The organism is Candidatus Brevundimonas phytovorans (assembly GCA_029203145.1).
In the GTDB taxonomy this organism is placed as follows: domain Bacteria; phylum Pseudomonadota; class Alphaproteobacteria; order Caulobacterales; family Caulobacteraceae; genus Brevundimonas; species Brevundimonas phytovorans.
The window spans coordinates 1,235,909-1,254,738 of the sequence record CP119309.1; the positions used below are offsets into that span (position 1 = coordinate 1,235,909).

The 18,830-nt window shown below is 66.7% G+C and carries 19 protein-coding genes; 15 read left to right on the forward strand and 4 right to left on the reverse strand.

The features are described 5' to 3' along the window. Nucleotides 1–111: 111 nt before the first annotated feature. The 8 genes from surE (at nt 112) to P0Y52_05905 (ending at nt 7,227) form a co-directional block, all read left to right on the forward strand. A complete protein-coding gene (gene surE / locus P0Y52_05870) occupies nt 112–900 on the forward strand; it encodes a 5'/3'-nucleotidase SurE (GenBank protein ID WEK59070.1) in 789 nt (262 codons plus the stop codon). Next, complete coding sequence (locus P0Y52_05875; GenBank protein WEK59071.1) at nt 897–1,541, forward strand: protein-L-isoaspartate(D-aspartate) O-methyltransferase; 645 nt, start codon at nt 897–899, stop codon at nt 1,539–1,541. Before surE ends, P0Y52_05875 begins: the two co-directional genes overlap by 4 nt. 125 nt (nt 1,542–1,666) lie before the next feature. After that, nucleotides 1,667–2,764: a M23 family metallopeptidase gene (locus tag P0Y52_05880; protein WEK59072.1), complete on the forward strand. Its 1,098-nt coding sequence runs from the start codon at nt 1,667–1,669 to the stop codon at nt 2,762–2,764. Between the two features lie 148 nt (nt 2,765–2,912). Then, on the forward strand, nt 2,913–3,227 hold the full coding sequence (yajC, locus tag P0Y52_05885) for a preprotein translocase subunit YajC (GenBank protein ID WEK59073.1): 315 nt from the start codon (nt 2,913–2,915) through the stop codon (nt 3,225–3,227). 44 nt (nt 3,228–3,271) lie between these two features. Further along, nucleotides 3,272–4,870, forward strand: coding sequence for a protein translocase subunit SecD (secD, locus tag P0Y52_05890; protein ID WEK59074.1), 1,599 nt, complete (start codon nt 3,272–3,274; stop codon nt 4,868–4,870). After that, nucleotides 4,870–5,841: a protein translocase subunit SecF gene (gene secF / locus P0Y52_05895; GenBank protein WEK59075.1), complete on the forward strand. Its 972-nt coding sequence runs from the start codon at nt 4,870–4,872 to the stop codon at nt 5,839–5,841. Before secD ends, secF begins: the two co-directional genes overlap by 1 nt. A gap of 92 nt (nt 5,842–5,933) precedes the next feature. Continuing rightward, nucleotides 5,934–6,554, forward strand: a complete 621-nt coding sequence (locus P0Y52_05900) for a hypothetical protein (GenBank protein WEK59076.1) — start codon at nt 5,934–5,936, stop codon at nt 6,552–6,554. Between the two features lie 40 nt (nt 6,555–6,594). After that, the gene (locus P0Y52_05905; GenBank protein ID WEK59077.1) at nt 6,595–7,227 is read left to right on the forward strand and encodes a squalene/phytoene synthase family protein; all 633 of its coding nucleotides are present in this window, start codon (nt 6,595–6,597) and stop codon (nt 7,225–7,227) included. On the opposite strand, the gene P0Y52_05910 is transcribed toward P0Y52_05905, so the two are convergent. Further along, nucleotides 7,224–8,096: an MBL fold metallo-hydrolase gene (locus P0Y52_05910; protein ID WEK59078.1), complete on the reverse strand. Its 873-nt coding sequence runs from the start codon at nt 8,094–8,096 to the stop codon at nt 7,224–7,226. The two genes, P0Y52_05905 and P0Y52_05910, sit on opposite strands and share 4 nt — an antisense overlap. A 72-nt stretch (nt 8,097–8,168) precedes the next feature. Here P0Y52_05910 and P0Y52_05915 point away from each other — a divergent pair, with 72 nt between their 5' ends. Genes P0Y52_05915 through P0Y52_05925 form a run of 3 tightly spaced genes read left to right on the forward strand, consistent with a single transcriptional unit; the run spans nt 8,169 to nt 9,835 of the window. Continuing rightward, a complete protein-coding gene (locus tag P0Y52_05915; GenBank protein WEK59079.1) occupies nt 8,169–8,492 on the forward strand; it encodes a metalloregulator ArsR/SmtB family transcription factor in 324 nt (107 codons plus the stop codon). Between the two features lie 28 nt (nt 8,493–8,520). Continuing rightward, nucleotides 8,521–9,054 carry a rhodanese family protein gene (locus tag P0Y52_05920; GenBank protein WEK59080.1) on the forward strand — a complete coding sequence of 178 codons (534 nt, stop codon included), beginning with the start codon at nt 8,521–8,523 and terminating at the stop codon, nt 9,052–9,054. Between the two features lie 4 nt (nt 9,055–9,058). Continuing rightward, nucleotides 9,059–9,835 (forward strand): sulfite exporter TauE/SafE family protein, encoded by a 777-nt coding sequence (locus P0Y52_05925; GenBank protein ID WEK59081.1) that lies wholly within the window; start codon nt 9,059–9,061, stop codon nt 9,833–9,835. Between the two features lie 2 nt (nt 9,836–9,837). On the opposite strand, the gene P0Y52_05930 is transcribed toward P0Y52_05925, so the two are convergent. Next, on the reverse strand, nt 9,838–10,329 hold the full coding sequence (locus P0Y52_05930) for a MarR family transcriptional regulator (GenBank protein WEK59082.1): 492 nt from the start codon (nt 10,327–10,329) through the stop codon (nt 9,838–9,840). Nucleotides 10,330–10,397: 68 nt separating this feature from the next. Here P0Y52_05930 and P0Y52_05935 point away from each other — a divergent pair, with 68 nt between their 5' ends. Then, on the forward strand, nt 10,398–11,603 hold the full coding sequence (locus P0Y52_05935) for an MFS transporter (protein WEK59083.1): 1,206 nt from the start codon (nt 10,398–10,400) through the stop codon (nt 11,601–11,603). A gap of 113 nt (nt 11,604–11,716) precedes the next feature. After that, on the forward strand, nt 11,717–12,439 hold the full coding sequence (locus P0Y52_05940) for a sterol desaturase family protein (protein ID WEK59084.1): 723 nt from the start codon (nt 11,717–11,719) through the stop codon (nt 12,437–12,439). Nucleotides 12,440–12,445: 6 nt separating this feature from the next. Here P0Y52_05940 and trmFO read toward each other — a convergent pair whose 3' ends face one another. After that, on the reverse strand, nt 12,446–13,843 hold the full coding sequence (gene trmFO, locus P0Y52_05945) for a methylenetetrahydrofolate--tRNA-(uracil(54)-C(5))-methyltransferase (FADH(2)-oxidizing) TrmFO (GenBank protein WEK59085.1): 1,398 nt from the start codon (nt 13,841–13,843) through the stop codon (nt 12,446–12,448). 104 nt (nt 13,844–13,947) lie between these two features. Between trmFO and P0Y52_05950 the strand changes: the two genes are divergently transcribed. Then, nucleotides 13,948–14,874, forward strand: coding sequence for a hypothetical protein (locus P0Y52_05950; GenBank protein WEK59086.1), 927 nt, complete (start codon nt 13,948–13,950; stop codon nt 14,872–14,874). Between the two features lie 21 nt (nt 14,875–14,895). Further along, entirely contained in the window at nt 14,896–15,789 is an 894-nt protein-coding gene (locus P0Y52_05955; GenBank protein WEK59087.1) for a hypothetical protein, read from the forward strand. Between the two features lie 30 nt (nt 15,790–15,819). Here P0Y52_05955 and uvrA read toward each other — a convergent pair whose 3' ends face one another. Continuing rightward, the gene (gene uvrA, locus P0Y52_05960; GenBank protein ID WEK59088.1) at nt 15,820–18,759 is read right to left on the reverse strand and encodes an excinuclease ABC subunit UvrA; all 2,940 of its coding nucleotides are present in this window, start codon (nt 18,757–18,759) and stop codon (nt 15,820–15,822) included. Nucleotides 18,760–18,830: the final 71 nt, after the last annotated feature.

Here is an 18,830-nt window from a genome sequence, read left to right on the forward strand (position 1 = left end):
GGGGGCGGTGTCCACGCTCTCGACGCTCAAACTGTTTAAGCCTACCCCTCATCCGAGCGCCGCTGGCGCCCACCTTCTCCCCCAAGGGGCGAAGGAATACGAGTTTGCTGAATGAGAATTCTCCTCACCAATGACGACGGCATCGAGGCGGAAGGCCTTGAATGTCTCGAGAGGATCGCTCGCACCCTGTCGGACGACGTCTGGGTCGTCGCGCCCCAGACCGAGCAGTCGGCCAAGGGGCGCGGGATCACCCTGACCGAGCCCCTTCGCGTCAACCAGCTGGGCGACAAGCGTTTCGCCGTGACCGGCACGCCGACCGACTGCGTCATCCTGGCGGTCAACGACCTGATGCCCGCGAAGCCCGATCTGGTGCTGTCGGGCGTCAATCGCGGCCACAACGTCGGCGAGGACGTCAGCTATTCCGGCACGGTGGCCGGCGCGTTGCAGGGCATGGCCTTCGGCATCCGATCCATCGCCCTGTCGCAGTCGCTGGAACGCTTCCACGACGACGTGGTGGCCCACTGGGAGACGGCCGAAGCCTTCGCTCCCGGCATTATCGCGCGGCTGCTGGAGCAGAAATGGGAGGACGGCGTGGTCATGAACGTCAACTTCCCCAAGCTGCCGCCGGAGCTGGTCAAGGCGGTCGAGGTGACGAAGCAGGGTTTCCGCGACATCGGCGAGATGCACGCCATCCGCCGCACGGACCTGCGCGGTCGCGACTACTACTGGATGGCTTTCCGCGGCGCCCCGCAGGAGCACGCGGAGGGCACCGACCTGCGGGCCATGGACGAGGGCCGGATCTCGGTCACGCCGCTGCATATCGACCTGACGCATATGCGCAGCGTCAATGACCTGAAAAAAGTGCTGGGCGGCGCGCCCCCCAAAGGACCCGCCGGATGAGCCTCTCGGACGATCGTGCGGGCCGGTTGATCCTGTCGCTGCGGCGGCAGGGGGTGACGGATGCGCGGGTGCTGAAGGCGATGGAATCCGTCGACCGGTCGCTGTTCGTCCACGAGAAGTTTCTGGATCAGGCCTGGGAAGATCAGGCCCTGCCGATCGACTGCGCCCAGACGATCAGCCAGCCCTATATCGTCGGCCTGATGACCCAGGCGCTGGAGGTCGGTCCGCGCCACCGCGTGCTCGAGATCGGCACCGGCAGCGGCTATCAGTGCGCGGTGCTCAGCCGCCTGGCGCGTTTTGTCTATTCGGTGGAACGCTACAAGAGCCTGCTGACCGAGGCCGAGGCCAAGCTGAAGCTGCTCGGCGTCGACAACGTCTTCACCCGCCACGGAGACGGCGGACAGGGCTGGCTGGAGCAGGCGCCCTTTGACCGCATCATGGTCACCGCGGCCTCGCCGCACGAGCCGACCGAGCTGCTGAAACAGTTGAAGCCCGGCGGAGTTCTGGTCGCGCCGGTGGGGCGTGGTTCGGTGCAGATGCTGAACCGCTATACTGGCCAGGACGACGGCAGCTTCCGTCGCGAAAGCCTGTGTGAAGTGCGGTTTGTGCCCCTGGTCGAAGGGACGGCGAAGGAGGGGTAGGGGCTCGCGTTTCGGCGCGCGGTTAACCTTTCCGCCCCACTTTGGCGCTGTTTGGCGGGTTGGCTTGGCGGCGCTTCCGGGGCACACCGGGAGCGAACGTATTTAAGGTTAAGAAGGAGGGGCGCATGGGCGGCTTCAACGGCTGGATCAGGGCGACGGTCATCGTCGGCGGGGCGCTGGTGGTCACGGCGTGTTCGACCTATCCAGATGAGCCGCGCTATTCGACCCGGCCCATGCCGGTCGGCGGGCAGGGCGCCTATCCGGCTCAGCAGCCGGGCGCCGCTCCAAACAGCAATCCCTACTACGCCCAGCCGGTCCAGCCTCAGACGCCGCCGCCCGCGCGCCCATACGAAGAGCAGGGGCCGCGCGCGCCGTCGGGCAGCATCGAGGGCGGCGGACTGCCGCCCGCTGGCGGACCGGCCTATCCCTCGACCAGCGCGCCGACGTCGCCCGCGAACCCTGCGCCGCCGCGTCCGACCAGCGGCCCGGTCATTCCGGGCGTCGCCTATGTGATCCAGTCCGGCGACACGATTTCGGGCGTCGGGCGTCGCTTCCAGACCCCGGTCCAGACGCTGATCGACCTGAACAACCTGGGTCCGCGCGGCGCCATCAGCCAGGGTCAGCGCATCATTCTGCCGGACAGCGCCGTGGACACGGGCTCGGACCCCTATGCCACCGGACCGTCGCCGGTCGGCGTTCGGACGCCGAACAATGGCGTGGTTCCGCCGCCGCCTCCGCCGCCCAGCGGCAACGCCGCCCTGCCGCCGCCGCGTGCGCCCGCCATCACCTCCTCGACGCCGGCCTCGCCGCTTCAAGGGGCGGCCGTGGGCCAGGCTCTGGCGATGCAATGGCCGGTGCGGGGCGACATCCTGCGCCGCTTCGGCCCGGTCGGCATGGGCGAGCGCAACAACGGGATCAACATCGGCGCGGCCGCCGGCGCCGAGGTCAAGGCCGCCGCCGCCGGACGCGTGGCCTATGTCGGCGACGATCTGGTGGGGCAGGGCCTGACGGTGCTGATCGTCCACAAGGACGGCTGGCGCACGGTCTACGGTCATCTGGGCTCGGCCACGGTGCGCGACGGCGCCGAGGTCCGCGCGGGTCAGGCGATCGGCACGGTCGGCCTGACCGCAGGCGATGGTCGTCCTTCGATCCACTTCGAGACGCGCCAGATGCGGGGTGATGACCCGGTTGCGGTCGATCCGTTGGGCGTCCTTCCGCGCTGACGAAATGGCGGCCCGGCCTGTCCGGGCGCCATCGGCTGCACGCAGGAGACGTCAGGCCGCGTTGCAAATCGGCACGGCGCGCCCTAGGTTCCGCGCCTTGTTTTAATGGGGCCCCCGTTTCGAGGTTGGCCCGGTTCGGGGAGTTTCCATGCCTACTGGTTCCGAAGGCGGCCTGATGGCCATCGTGGTGCAGATCGCGCCGATCGTCGCGATCTTCATCCTGTTCTACTTCCTGATGATCCGCCCGCAGCAAAAGCGGATGAAGGCTCATCAGGCCCTGATCGCCGGCGTCAAGCGCGGCGACGAAGTCGTCCTGTCGAACGGCATGGTCGGCAAGGTGACGCGCGTCGAGGACGCCGAGGCCATGGTCGAGATCTCGCAGGGCGTGAACGTCCGCGTGGTCAAGGCGATGATCGCCGAAGTGCGCAACCGCACCGCCATCGCCGCCAACGACAAGGGCTGAGCGGCTCTTTCGCCGCTGACGCCCGCCCGAAATAGAGCAATGACATGATTCAGCTAGCGCGCTGGAAAGTCACCCTGGTCGTGCTGTCGCTCGTTTTCGGGCTGCTGCTGGCCTTCCCGAGCGTGCTCAGTCAGGCGCAGCGCGACGCGCTGCCCGGCTGGCTGCCCAAGAACGGCCTGAACCTGGGTCTTGACCTGCAAGGGGGCTCCTACCTCCTGCTCGAGGTCGATGTGCCGGAGATGCGCGCCAAGCGCGTCACCAACCTGATGGAAGACGTGCGGGTCGCCCTGCGCGAGCAACAGGTCAACATCGGCGCCATGCAGCGCGAGACGGGCGGGGTGGTCGTCACCATCGCCGATCCGGCCCAGTTCGACACGGCGCTGACCGAGCTTCGCAAGCTGGCGCAGACCGGCGCGGCGGCCAACGGCCAGCCGGATCGCACGGCCACGCGTCTGAGCGGCAACCGCATTCGCTTCGCCTATACCGACGCCACGCTGAACAGCATGGGTGCGACGGCGGTGGATCAGTCCATCGAGGTCGTGCGCCGTCGTCTGGACAGTTCGGGCACCAAGGAAATCGCCATCACCCGTCAGGGCGCCGACCGTATCGTCGTCCAGGCGCCGGGGCAGAGCGATCCGGCGGAACTGGAACGTCTGGTCGGTCGCACCGCCCAACTGACCTTCCAGATGGTGGACACCTCGAGCACCGGCTTGCAGGACGCCATGGCCGGCCGCGTGCCGCCGGACGCTGAACTGCTGACCGACGATCAGAACACGCCCTATCTGGTGAAGAAGCGCATTCTGGTCTCGGGTGAAAACCTGACCCGCGCCGGCGTCGGTTCGGATCAAAACGGCCGCCCGGCCATCGACTTCCGCTTTGACGGTCAGGGCGCGCGTCGTTTCGGCGAGGCCACCGCTCAGAACATCGGCAAACCCTTCGCCATCATCCTGGACGGCAAGGTCATCTCGGCCCCGACGATCCAGGGCGCCATCACCGGCGGCACGGGCCAGATCACCGGCAACTTCTCGATCGAGTCGGCTGCGGAACTGGTCAATCTGCTGAACGGCGGCGCCCTGCCTGCGCCGCTGAAGGTCGAGGAACGCCGCGTCGTCACCGCCGAGCTGGGCGCCGACGCGGTTCAGGCCGGCATGGTTTCGACCATCATCGGCTTCATCCTGATCTGCGTCTTCATGATCGGGGCCTATGGCCTGCTGTTCGGCGGCGTGTCTGTGCTGGGTCTAATGCTGAACGGCATCCTGATCATCGCCGCCATGTCCCTGTTCGGCGCGACCCTGACCCTGCCCGGCATCGCCGGTCTGGTGCTGACCTTCGCCGTGGCCGTGGACGCCAACGTGCTGATCTATGAGCGGATGCGTGACGAAGCGCGGGCCGGTCGGTCGGTCATCGCCTCGATGGACGCCGGCTTCAACAAGGCCATGGGCACGATCGTTGACGCCAACCTGACGACCCTGGTGGCGGCGCTGATCATGTTCATGTTCGGCGCGGGGCCGGTTCGCGGCTTCGCCTGGACGCTGACCATCGGCGTGTTCACCTCCATGTTCTCCTCGGTGATGGTCGCCCAGGTCCTGCTCGGGTACTGGCTGAAAATCGCCAAACCCAAAAAACTGCCGATCGCGGAGTGATGGCGATGCGTGGATGGCCCCTCATCAAACTGCTTCCGCAGAAGACGAACTTCCGGTTCGTCAAATACGCGCCCGCTGCCGGCGTGATCTCAGTAATCCTGTGCATCGCGTCGATCGTCGGCTGCTTCTATCCCGGCCTGAACATGGGCATCGACTTCCGGGGCGGCGCCTCGATGGAAGTGTCCAAGCCGGCCGGCCAGGTGCTGGAACTGGATCAGGTGCGCAGCGCCGTCAGTGAATTGGGTCTGGGCGATGTCCAGGTTCAGGGCATCGACAGCGCCGCCAGCGCCATCGTTCGCTTCCAGATTCCTGAAGACGAGGGTCAAAGCGCCGTCGTCGCCCGGGTCGAGAAGGCGATCGACGACGCCGTCGGCGAGGTCAAATACTCCGGCGTCAGCGTCGTGGGCTCCAAGGTCTCTGGCGAGTTGTTCACCAGCGGCCTGCTGGCCCTCGCCGCGGCCATTGCTTTGATGTTCGTCTACATCTGGTTCCGGTTCGAGCCGCAGTTCGGCCTGGGCGCCGTGGCGGGTCTGGTGCACGACATGATCCTGACCTTCGGCCTGATCGCCCTGTTCCGGTTCGAGTTCAGCCTCAACACCGTGGCGGCCATTCTGACCGTCATCGGCTATTCGATGAACGATACCGTCGTGGTCTTTGACCGTCTTCGCGAGAACCTGCGCAAGTACAAGACCATGCCCCTGCGCGAGGTCATCGACCTGTCGCTGAACGAGACCCTGTCGCGCACCATCATCACCGGCGTCACCGCCGTGGGCGTTCTGGCAGTTCTGGCTCTTTACGGCGGCGAGGCCCTGTTCGGCTTCTCCATCGTTCTGATGATCGGCATCGTCATCGGCACCTATTCGTCGATCTATGTCGGCGCGCCGATCATCCTGCTTTGGGGCGTCAAGCGCGGCGGCTCCATCGATGAAGACGCCAAGCCGGTCAAGTTCGGCATGGCCAGCCGCCCCTAAGGGACAGGTTCACCTGTAAATGCTCCTCCTTCCCCCCGGCGGGGAGGGAGGAGTAAGGTCACGCTTCCTGATTCCGACCCGGGGAGGGGCGCATGGCCAAACTGCTTTCAAACTTCAGAACGACTTTCCTGCTCAGCATCGTGCTGGCAGGCGTCATGATCTTCGCCTTCGGCCGCATCGCGCCGGGCGGTTTCGATCTCGGCTTCGCCCAGGCGGCCTTCCGCTGGGTCCACGTCGTCGCCGGCATCCTGTGGATCGGCCTGTTGTATTACTTCAACTTCGTGCAGATCCGGGTCATGCCCGCGATCCCGGCCGAGCTGAAACCCGCCGTCAGCAAGCACATCGCGCCCGAGGCCCTGTTCTGGTTCCGATGGTCGGCGCTGGTGACGGTGCTGGCCGGTCTGGCCGTCATGTTCACGCGCGGCCACGCCTATGCGATGGAAGTGCTCAGCTTCGGTCTGGCCGGCGGTCTGAACGCCGGCGACCAGCAGTTCACCTTGATGGGCATCGGCGTCTGGCTGGCCATCGTCATGTTCCTGAACGTCTGGGGCGTGATCTGGCCGAATCAGAAGCGGGCGCTGGGCATCGTCGCCGTGGATGACGAGCGGAAGGCCAAGGCCGCGCGCATCGCCATGCTGGGCAGCCGCACCAACCTGTTGCTGTCGCTGCCGATGCTGACCTCGATGGCCATGTATCAGACCCTGTTCGGCTGAGGCTTGCACCGCATCCCGCAATGGCCGATGGCCTTGCGGGATGACTACCTCTGTTGATCTCGATGCCCAGGTCCGCGCCGCCGACCCCGACCGATGGATGTCCAGCCGGTTCGTGGCCGATGTTCAGGCGCGCGCGGACCTGATCGCCCTCTACGCCCTTGAGGCGGAGTTGCTGTCCATTCCCACCCGCGTCACCCAGCCCATGCTGGCGGAGATGCGCTACACATGGTGGGCCGAACAGTTGGACGGCGTCTTCGCCAATACCCCGCGCGTCGGCCATCCCGTGCTGGAGGCCCTGACCGCCGCCGTCGCCCGTCATGGGCTGGACCGCGCGCCCTTTGACGCCCTGATCGAGGCCCACATCGGCCGAGTGCATGGCGAGCCGCACGACCTGGACGCCTTTTACGTTGGCCCCATGCAGGCCGCAGCGCGGATTCTGGCGGGCGAGGGACACGACGCCGCCGTCATTGAGGCCGGTCGTCTGTGGGCCCTGTCGCAGACGGGGCGTGGAGAGGAAGCGAAGACTCAGGCCGCCGCCGCCAACGCCGCGCTCAAACGCTTGCCGACCGCGGGCTTTCCCGCCGTCGCCCATGCGACGCTGATCCGTGCAGACGAGCCAGAGCCGCTGAAGCGGTTGCGTCTGTTCTGGGCCGTGCTGCGCGGCCAGATCTAGATCGCGTTCAGCGGCAGCTTCAGGAAGCGCTTTCCTGACGCCTCGGCCGGGGGCAGGGCGCCCGCGCGAATGTTGACCTGCAACGCCGGCAGGATCAGTTGCGGCGGGGGCAGGGTGGCGTCGCGGGCCTCGCGCATGGCGACGTAGTCGTCCTCGGTGCGTCCCGCCAGGTGGATATTGGCCTTCTCCTCGCCCACGCTGGTTTCCCATCGGAAGTCAGTGCGGCCCTCCGGCAGGTAATCGTGACCGACGAAGACGCGCGTGGCGTCGGGCAGGGCCAGGATCTTCTGGATCGAGCGATAGAGGGTCCTGGCGTCGCCGCCGGGGAAGTCGCAGCGGGCCGTGCCGTAGTCGGGCATGAACAGGGTGTCGCCAACAAAAACGGCGTCGCCGATGCGATAGCTGACGCAGGCCGGCGTGTGGCCGGGCGTGTGCATCACTTCAACTGAAAGCGAGCCCAGGGCGAAGCGGGCGCCGTCGGCGTAGGTCTCGTCGAAGACCAAGGCGTCAGGCGTCACGTCGGCGGCCTCGAACAGGTCGCCAAAGGTTTTCTGCACGCGGGTGATCTTTTCGCCGATGCCGACGGGCGCGCCGGTTCGGTTACGGATTTCGTCGGCGCCGGTCAGATGGTCGGCGTGGGCGTGGGTTTCCAGCACCCGTTCCAGCTTCAGGCCTCGGTCACGGACAGCCTCCAGCACCCGCTCGATCGAACCGGTCGAGGTGCGCGCCGCCGCCGGATCGTAGTCCAGCACAGGGTCGATGATGGCGGCGGCGCCTGTGGCCGGGTCCGACACCAGATAGGTCACGGTGTGGGTCGCGGCGTCGAAAAAGCCGACGACGTCAGGCCTGTCAGTGGGGATTGGGGTCACGATGTCTGCCTCCTTGGCTGCGACCAATATATTAGTAGTTGCTAATTTAACAAGTGCTCATATATTGGCTGCATGATCGACCTGAACGCCATCGGACTGGAGCGCTTTCAAGCCAATGCGGGCGACGCCGCCCGGTTGCTGAAATCCCTGTCGAACGAGAACCGCCTGATGATCCTGTGCCAGATCGGCGACGGCGAGCGGCAGGTCGCGGACCTGTTGCCGCTGGTCGGCCTGTCGCAATCAGCCCTGTCCCAGCATCTGGCGCGCCTGCGCGACGACGGGCTGGTCAGCGCGAGAAAGAGCGGCACCGCCGTCTTCTATCGCATCGCCGATCCCGCCGCCCTGCAGGTGATCGGCGTTCTGGCCGAAATCTTCTGTCCTCCGGCTTCGGCCTGAGGTCCCCCCAATCCTAAGGACTATGACCATGAATCCGCTTGTCTCCCTGTCGCCCGCTGAAGTCGCCGCTCGCCTGAAGGCGCGGACCGCCGTGCTGGTCGATATCCGCGAACCCGACGAACATGCGCGCGAACATATCGTGGGCGCCGTCGCCGCTCCCCTGTCCGCGTTCGAGGCCGCTCATCTGGCTCTGACGCCGGGCAAGGACGTCATCTTCATGTGCCGCAGCGGCAACCGCACGGCGGGGCACTGCGACCGGCTGGCCGCGCGCGTCGACGGCCCGGCCCATGTGCTGGCCGGCGGCCTGGACGCCTGGAAGAAGGCCGGCCTGCCGGTCAAGACCGACACGAAGCAGCCCCTGGAGTTGATGCGTCAGGTGCAGATGGCGGCGGGCGGTCTGATCCTGGTCGGCGCCCTCTTGGGTACGCTGGCGCATCCCGCCTTCTGGGGCCTCAGCGCCTTTGTCGGGGCGGGCCTGTTCGTGGCCGGGGCGACGGGCTTCTGCGGCATGGCGCGCCTGCTGGCGGTCATGCCGTGGAACCGGAACATGAAGCGGGTCTGAGGTCATGGATCCGATCCAGCTTCTTCTGGCCGCCCTCAGCGGCGGCGTCGTCGCCCTGCTGCTGACGGTGTTCGGCGGCGGCGGGTCGGTTCTGGCTGTGCCGCTGCTGCTCTATGTCGTCGGCGTGCGCGATCCGCATATGGCCATCGGGGCCTCCGCCGCGGGGGTGTCGTTGAACGCTTTGACCGCCCTGGCGGGTCAGGCCAAGGCCGGGCGGGTGCGGTGGCCCTGCGCCGTTCTGTTCGCCGTGGTGGGATCGGCGGCGGCCTGGGCTGGATCGTCAGTCGCGAAGGCCATCGACGGTCATCACCTGCTGCTGGTCTTCGCCGTGGCTATGGCGGCGGTGGGCTTGGCTATGCTGCGGCCCAAGACGGACGCCGGTAATCCCGGAGTCCGCCTGAATCGCGGCCTGGCTCCGCGCATCGCTGTGTCGGGCGCCGGCGTCGGCGTGGCCTCAGGCTTCTTCGGCATCGGCGGCGGCTTCCTGATCGTGCCGGGTCTGATGTGGGCCACCGGCATGACCCTGGCGGCGGCGCAGGCGACGTCGCTGCTCAGCGTCGCGGCTTTCGGCGCCAGCACGGCAATCAACTACAGCCTGTCCGGCCTGGTCGACTGGGGCGTGGTCGCGGCCATGGCGGTCGGCGGCGCGGCGGGCACGATGGCGGGCTTGCCGCTGTCCAGGCGGCTGGGCGCGAACGCAGCCCTGGGGCGTCAGTTGTTCGCCGGCCTGATCCTGATCGTCGCTGTCTATGTGGCGTTCAAGGCGATCACGGGCGGCTGACCTCAGTCGCAGAGTCCGCCGATCAGCCTGGCCAGCAGGGTGTTCAAGGTCTTCTGCTCGTCAGGCGAGAGCGGCGCGAGGATGTCTCGCGCCGCTTCTTCGTGTTCCGGCATGATGGTTTCGATCAGGTCGAGGCCCTTGTCCGTCAGACGGACCAGGGTGGCGCGTCGGTCGGTCGGGTGAGGGCGGCGTTCAACCAGCCCGGCCTTTTCCAGCCGGTCGATGCGGGCCGTCATGCCGCCGGACGACATCATCGCCGCCTCGAACAGGGCGGTCGGCGTCAGGCCCTCGGGCGCGCCCGAGCGGCGCAGGGTCGCCAGTGCGTCGAACTCGCCCTGGTGCAGGCCGTAGCGGGCGTAGAGGGGGGCCTGGCGCTCGCGCGCGACCAGGATGGAGGCCTCATGCAGACGGCCCAGCGCCTCCATCGGCAGCATGTCCATGTCGGGGCGCTGGACGGCCCATTGGGCGGCGGCGCGAGAGGCTCTATCGGGCATGGGTTATCTTGACATCGAGATACTTGAGGTCGAGAGACTAGCGCGATTTTCAAGTGGAGTCCTGTCCGATGACCGCACGGTCCGAAGCCGAGCCGGCGCGCGGCGCGTCCTTGCTGCTGCTGGCGGCCATCTTCGCCCTGGCGCTGAACCTGCGGCCGGCGATGGCGGCGGTCGGGCCGCTGCTGGACCTCATCGAAGACGCGACGGGGATGGATTCCACCGCCGCCAGCCTGTTGACCACGCTCCCGGTGCTGATGATCGGCCTCGGCGCCCTGTCCATCCGGCCCTTGCGGTGTCGGTTGGGCGAGCGGCGCGGCATTCTGCTGGGCGCGCTGCTGATCGGCGGGGCCTGCCTGGCGCGGGCCTTGTTCAGGGAGACAGCCGGACTGATCGCCAGCGCGGCGGTCGTCGGCGTTGGCGTGGCCTTGATCCAGGCCTTGGCGCCAGTCGTCATCAAGCGGGCCTTTCCGACGCGGTTCGGCACGGTGATGGCTATTTACACCACGGGCATCATGGGCGGGGCGGCGGTGGCGGCGGCGAGCGCGGCCGGCCTGGCCGAGGCGGTCGGCTGGGCCTGGACGCTGGCGCTGTGGTCGGCGCCCGCCTTTATCGCGGCGGTCGTCTGGCTGCTGGCCGCGCGCGATCAGGCGGCGGAAGAGCCAGATCGAGACGCCGTGATTGAGGTGGTCCATCCCGAGACGCCCTTCTGGCGTCAGGGCCGGGCGTGGCGCCTGATCGTCATCATGGGGCTGGGCACCTCGGCCTATACCCTGGTCCTGGCCTGGCTGCCGCCCTTCTACGTGGATCTCGGGCAGGCGAGGGCGACGGCGGGCTATCTGCTCAGCGGCATGACCGGGGCCGAGGTCATGGCCGGGGTTCTGGTCTCGGTGTTGATTGGGCGCTTTCCCGACCGACGCGGGCCCATCCTGACGGCTCTGGTCCTTGCCCTGATGGGTTTGGCCGGGCTGGTGGTCGCGCCGGTCGCTCTGGCGGTTCCGGTCGTTGTAGTCATGGGACTTGGCATCGGCGCCATCTTCCCCCTGACGCTGATCCTGGCCATGGATCAGATCGACGATCCCGCCCGGTCCGGGGACCTTCTCGCCTTCGTTCAGGGCGGCGGCTACATCATCGCCAGCCTGTCGCCCCTGGCCGCCGGCCTGCTGCGCGACCACATGGCCGACCTGACGGGGGCCTGGGTCCTGATGGGCTTCGGCGTCGTGGTTCTTGGCGTAATGACTTTGGCGTTCCGGCCAGGCCTGCCCAAGCTGCGCTGAGGTTGGAGGACGCCCGCCAGCGTGCGTAAGTAGAGAGCGAGACGTTTACCGCTTGTTCGCGCCGCCTATCGGGCCTCAATATACCGCTGTCATGTCGCGGGCCAGGGACGCTCATGCTGCTGGTCTATTTCGCGACCTTCGCCATCTTCTCGATCATCTTCACGAGGGAGGTCATCGCGCCCGCTTCAGGCGCGTCATGCGACAAGCGTTGGCGCATCTATGCGGGCGGGCTGAACGCCGCCAACCTGGCCGTGGTCGTCGCTGCAGGGTTTCTGTTCAAGGGCTGGATCGACGGCCATTCGCTGCTGGGGCTCGGTGATCGGCTGGGTATCGGATGGGGCGGTGTGGCCACCTTCCTGTGTTCGAGCCTTGTGGCCTATGGCTATCATCGCGCGGTCCATGGTTCGGACCGTCTCTGGCGCTGGGTCCATCAACTGCATCATAGCCCGACACGGATCGAGGCGCTGACGGCCTTCTACGTCCATCCGTTCGACGCTCTGTTGGCAAGCTTGCTCAACGCCTTTGTCGCCTATGTGGTGCTGGGCGTTCACGCCCCGGCGGCGGGGTTGGCTCTGCTCTATGTGACCCTGTTCAATCTGATCGCCCACGCCGATTTACGCACGCCGCAGTGGCTAGGCTTTATCGTGCAACGCCCCGAGATGCATCGGCTGCACCACGAGCGGGGCGTCCACGCCAGCAACTACGGCCTGCCGATCATCGACATGATGTTCGGCACTTGGCGCAACCCAGGGACCGTCGATGTCGAGTGCGGCTTTCCGGACGACAAGGAGAGGCTGATCGGCCAGATGTTGATGCTCAAGGACGTCGACGGCTGAAGTCGATCAGCCCGCGTCGCGCCAGGCCTTCAGCGCCGTCAGGCCGCGCAGGCTCATCAGGCGCTTCTTGGCGCGGCCGCGTTCCTTCAGCGGGATTTTCTGGCCGGCTTCATCCACCTTGGGCGCTTCCAGGGGAGGCAGAAGGCCGTAGTTGATGTTCATGGGCTGGAACTTGGAGCCCTCCAGGTGGCCGCCGGTGATGTGTTCGACCAGGGCGCCCATGGCGGTTTCCGGCGGCGGGGCCGACAGGTCGCGGCCCAGAGCTTGCGCCGCGGCCAGACGGCCCGTCAGCAGACCCATGGCGGCGCTTTCGACATAGCCTTCGACCCCCGTGACCTGACCGGCGAAGCGCAGGCGCGGCATGGACTTCATGCGCAGCTGCTTGTCCAGCAGATGCGGGCTGTTCAGGTAGGTGTTGCGGTGCAGACCGCCGAGGCGCGCGAACTGGGCGTTCTGCAGGCCGGGAATCATGCGGAAGGTCTCGGCCTGAGCGCCGTGCTTCAGCTTGGTCTGGAAACCGACCATATTGTAGAGCGTGCCCAGCGCATTGTCCTGACGCAGCTGGACGATGGCGTAGGACTTGACCTTCGGATCGCGCGGATTGGTCAGCCCGACGGGCTTCATCGGTCCGTGACGCAGGGTCTCGCGACCGCGCTCGGCCATGACCTCGATGGGCAGGCAGCCGTCGAAGTAGGGGACATTCTCCCACTCCTTGAACTCGGCCTTGGGGCCGTCCAGCAGGGCGTCGATGAAGGCCTCGTACTGGGCCTTGTCCATCGGGCAGTTGACGTAGGCGGCGGCGTCGCCGCCGGGGCCTTCCTTGTCATAGCGCGACTGACGCCAGGCGATGTCGAAGTCGATCGAGTCAGCGTGGATGATGGGGGCGATGGCGTCGAAGAAGCTGAGGCTTTCCTCGCCGGTCAGCTTCAGGATGGCTTCGGCAAGCGCAGGCGAGGTCAGCGGGCCGGTGGCGACAATGACGTTGTCCCAGTCCTCGGGCGGCAGGCCGTTGATTTCCTCGCGGACGATGGTGACGAGCGGGTGGGCTTCCAGCTTGGCTGTCACGGCCTGGGAGAAGCCGTCGCGGTCGACGGCCAGGGCGCCGCCCGCCGGGACCTGATGGTCGCCGGCGGCCGCCATGATGATCGAGCCCAGCTCTCGCATTTCCTGATGCAGGAGGCCGACGGCGTTATGCTCCCAGTCGTCGGAACGGAAGGAGTTGGAGCAGACCAGCTCCGCCAGACCGTCGGTATGGTGGGCGTCGGTCTTCACGCCGGGAACGCCGCGCATTTCATGCAGGATGACAGGCACGCCCGCCTGGGCGATCTGCCAGGCGGCTTCGGAGCCGGCGAGGCCGCCGCCAATGACGTGAATGGGTTTGGGAGAGGAGGCTGCGTTCGACATGGCGGCCTTCTAGCGGGCCGCGAGCCCCACGTCAGCCTGTCATTACGACGGGCTGGCGAAGCAGCCTCGCTCTGGAGTATGACCCAGCTTCAGAGGAGCCCGGCATGACCAAGGCGTTTTCCATCGGTGAGGCCCTGGCATCCGGCTTTCGGCTGACGCGGCGCAGGCCTCTGCAAGTCTGGGTCTGGGGCATGGTGTCCGTGGCGCCCTCCTTGTTGATCGGGGCCTTGATGCTGCGTCTGTTTGGGTCGATGGCCCTGACGGATATGGCGTCGGGAGAACCCTCGGCCGCCTTTGTCGGGCAGATGATTCAGTTTCAGGCCCTGTCAGGGCTGGCGAACATCCTGCAGATGCTGATCTGGGTGGTGGTGACAGCGGCGATTTTCAGGGCCGTGCTGTTTCCGGGGCGTCCCGCGCCCTTCGCGGGCTTGCGGCTGGGTATGGATGAGGTGCGCGTCGCCGTAGTCGCCTTGGCCATGATCGTCGCCTTCTACGCCGCCGCCATCGTGATCGGTCTGGTCGCCTTCGCTATCGGCGCCGGCCTGTGGTTCATATCCGAAATGGTCGCCGTGGCGCTTGGTCTGTTGACGGCGCTGGCCGCGGGGGTAGCCGTTTGGGGCGTCCTGTTGCGAGCCTGCCTGATTATGCCGACCAGCGTGGCGCTGGGCGACTTCGCCTTCGTGCAGGGGTGGATGGTGTCGAAGGGGCAGGTGTTGCGGCTGCTCGGGTTGAGCCTGGCCGTCATCGTCGTGGTGCTGGCGACCGAACTGGCCCTGCTGGCCGTGCTCGCCGTCGTGTTGTTCCTGGCGGCGGGGATCAATGTCTTCAGTTTAGCGGCCATGCTGGATCAGGGCGCGCCGCCGACGGTCAACTGGGGCGTTCTGATCCCCTGGGCGCTGGTCGCCTTCGTGCCCCTGTCGTGGCTGCAGGGATTCCTGACCACGGTCATGATGGCGCCCTATGCCGACGCCTGTCGTTCGCTTCTGGCGCAAGGGCCGCAGGACGAGGCGGGTCCGGTTGCGCTAGGCTGATCGGGAATAGAGGACGACCGTATGACTTTTTCCGCCACCGACTGCGCTTTTGAGGGATTCCGCCTGACGCGACGCGCGCCTGCCGCCGTCCTGTCGTGGGCTGCGGCCTATGCCGTCTTCTTTGGCCTGCTGTTCCTCTTGGTCGGACCGCATTTCGTCACCGTCATGTCTGTGATCACCGAGATGCAGGCGCAGGGCCAGACCGAGCCTTCGCCGGAAGTCATGGAACGGCTCGCGCAGGCCTATGGCTTCATCCTTGTCTGGGCCATGCCGCTGGGGCTGTTGTTCAGCGCCGTGATCAGCACCGCCATCACGCGGTCGGTCATCCGGCCCGAAGACCGCAAGTTCGGCTACCTGCGCCTCGGCAAGGACGAGTTGCGGGTGCTGGGCGCCAGCCTGATCGTGTCCCTGATCATGTGCGCGGTGTTGTTCATCGGCTTCATGATCGTCGGCATGGCGATGGGGGCCGCCATGGCCCTGCCGGCGCTGTGGCTGGTCGTGGTTCTGCTGTCGCTGGCGATTATCGGCCTGCTGATCTGGCTGTCGGTTCGGCTCAGCCTGGTCGTGCCGGCGACCTTCGCCGAGGGGCGGATCGTGGTGAAGCCTGCCTTCGCCATGACGGGTCAGAAGGTGTTCTGGCCTCTGCTGGGCATGGCGATCATCGCCGGGGTCCTGGCCATGCTGGTCGGCCTGTTGGGCTCGGCCGTGGCGGCGCCGCTGAGCCTGATGGTCGGCGGGAACGAGCGCCTGATCACCATGGAGGGGGCGAGCGTCCCCAGCCTGCTGAGCGCGCTGGGCCCCATGCTTGCGGTGTCGCTGGTGGTCCAGGCCGTCCTGTCGGCGGCCCAGATCGTGATCATGTACGCGCCGTTCTCGGCCGCCTATCTGCAGCTCAAGGGCGCGGCGCGCCCCTGAACTGACGGCGAGGGCGCCTGACCGATCCGGTCAGGCGCTCTTGCGGGTGCGGGGCTTTTTCTCGGCCTTTTGAACTTCCGGCAGGGCGGCCACGCGCGCCTGACGGCGTTCTTCGTGGCGATCCAGCACCTCCTTGAGGTATTTTCCGGTCCAGCTGGCGGGGTTGTCCGCGACCTGCTCCGGGGTGCCGACAGCCACGATCTCGCCGCCGCCGTCGCCGCCCTCGGGACCGAAGTCCAGCAGGTAGTCGGCGACCTTGATGACATCCAGGTTGTGCTCGATGACGACGATGGTGTTGCCGGCCTCGACCAGTTCCTGAAGCACCTCCAGCAGCTTGCGCGTATCCTCGAAATGCAGGCCGGTCGTCGGCTCGTCGAGGATGTAGAGGGTCTTGCCCGTGGCCCGTTTGGACAGTTCCTTGGACAGCTTGACCCGCTGCGCCTCGCCGCCCGACAGGGTGGTGGCGGACTGGCCGACCTTGACATAGCCCAGCCCGACGCGGGCCAGGGTCAGCATCTTGTCGCGGATCGGCGGGACGGCCTTGAAGAAGCTGGCGGCCTCTTCAACCGTCATATCCAGAACGTCGGATATGCTCTTGCCCTTGAAGACAATTTCCAGGGTTTCGCGGTTGTAGCGTTTGCCCTTGCAGACGTCGCAGGTGACATAGACGTCGGGCAGGAAGTGCATCTCGATCTTGATCAGACCGTCGCCCTGACAGGCCTCGCAGCGGCCGCCCTTGACGTTGAAGCTGAACCGGCCGGGACCATAGCCGCGCGCCTTGGACTCGGGCAGACCGGCATACCAGTCGCGGATGGGGCCAAAGGCGCCGGTATAGGTGGCCGGGTTCGAGCGCGGGGTGCGGCCGATCGGCGATTGGTCGATGTCGATGACCTTGTCGAACTGTTCCAGCCCCTCGATGCGGTCGAAGTTGGCGGGCGCGTCCGAGGCGTTGTGCAGGCGGCGCGCGGCGGCCTTGTACAGGGTCTCGATGGTGAAGGTGGACTTGCCGCCGCCAGACACGCCGGTGACGCAGGTGAACAGGCCGACCGGGATCTCGCCCGTGACGTTCTTCAGATTGTTGCCGGTGGCGCCGCTGATCTTCAGCATCCGCTTGCGGTCGACCGGGCGGCGGCCCTCGAGCGGCAGTTCGATCTCGCGCGCGCCGGTCAGGTACTGGCCGGTCAGGGAGTTGGGGTTGGCCATGACCTCGGCGGGCGTGCCCTGGGCGCAGATTTCGCCGCCGTGGACGCCGGCGGCCGGGCCCATGTCGATGACATAGTCGGCGGTCATGATCGCCTCCTCGTCATGCTCGACCACCAGGACCGAGTTGCCGAGGTCACGCAGACCCATCAGGCTCTCCAGCAGGCGGGTGTTGTCGCGCTGGTGCAGGCCGATGGAGGGTTCGTCGAGCACATAGAGGACGCCGGTCAGGCCCGAGCCGATCTGCGAGGCCAGGCGGATGCGTTGGCTCTCGCCGCCCGACAGGGTGCCGGAACTGCGGGACAGGCTGAGGTAGTCGAGGCCGACATTGTTCAGGAAGCGCAGCCGGTCGGTGATCTCCTTGAGGATGCGGCGACCGATCTCACGCTGCTTGTCGGTCAGGTTCTCTTCCAGGGTCGAGAACCAGAGGTAGGCCTTTGAAATCGAGAGCCAGCTGATCTCGGCGATATCGGCGCCGCCGACCTTGACCGCCAGGGCCTCGGGCTTCAGACGCTTGCCGCCGCAGACTTCGCACGGCGTCTCGGACTGATAGCGGCCCAGTTCCTCGCGGACCCAGGCGCTGTCGGTCTCGCGCCAGCGGCGCTCCAGATTGGGTAGGACGCCTTCAAAGGCCTTGGCGACCTCGTATTTGCGGGCGTTGTCGTCATAGACGAACTTGATCTTCTCGCCGCCGGAACCTTGCAGGATGACCTTTTGGGCCTGTTCCGGCAGGTCGCGCCAGGCCTTGTCCATCGAGAAGCCGTAGTGCTGGGCCAGGGACTGCAGGGTCTGGGTGTAGAGCGGCGAGGGGCCGCGCGCCCAAGGGGCCACCGCGCCCTTGTGCAGGGTCTTGTCACGGTCCGGGATGACCAGATCGGCGTCGAAGGCCAGCTTGACCCCAAGACCGTCGCAGGTCGGGCAGGCGCCGAAGGGATTGTTGAACGAGAACAGCCGCGGCTCGATCTCGCTGATGGTGAAGCCCGACACCGGACAGGCGAACTTCTCGGAGAAGACGATCTTGCGCGGCTCTTCGCCATCAGGCGCGTTGGCCCATTCGGCGGTGGCGATGCCGTCGGCCAGGTTCAGCGCGGTCTGGATGCTGTCGGCGTAGCGGGGTTCAAGACCTTCTTTGGTTACAATGCGGTCCACCACGATATCGATGTCGTGCTTGAACTTCTTGTCGAGCGCGGGCGCGTCCTCGATGGCGTAGAATTCGCCGTCGATCTTGACCCGCTGGAAGCCGTTGCGCTGCCACTCGGCCATCTCCTTCTTGTACTCGCCCTTGCGGCCACGAACGACCGGGGCGAGCAGCAGGATGCGCTCGCCGTCGGGCAGGGCGGTCAGCTTGTCGACCATCTGGCTGACGGTCTGGCTCTCGATCGGCAGGCCGGTGGCGGGCGAATAGGGGACGCCGACGCGCGCCCAGAGGAGGCGCATGTAGTCATGGATTTCAGTGACCGTGCCGACCGTCGAGCGCGGGTTCTTGGACGTGGTCTTCTGTTCGATGGAGATGGCCGGCGACAGGCCCTCGATCAGGTCCACATCCGGCTTGCCCATGAGTTCCAGGAACTGACGCGCATAGGCCGACAGGCTCTCGACGTAGCGACGCTGGCCCTCGGCATAGATGGTGTCGAAGGCCAGGGAGGACTTGCCCGACCCCGACAGCCCGGTCATCACGACCAGCTTCTCGCGCGGGATATCGACGTCCACGCCCTTGAGGTTGTGCTCGCGGGCGCCGCGAACGCGGATGAAGTTGTGCTTTTCGGTCATGGGCCCGGAAACGGTAAGCGGGAACGCGGGAGACCCCGAAAACGGTTCGGGGAGACGACGCTATATGGGGA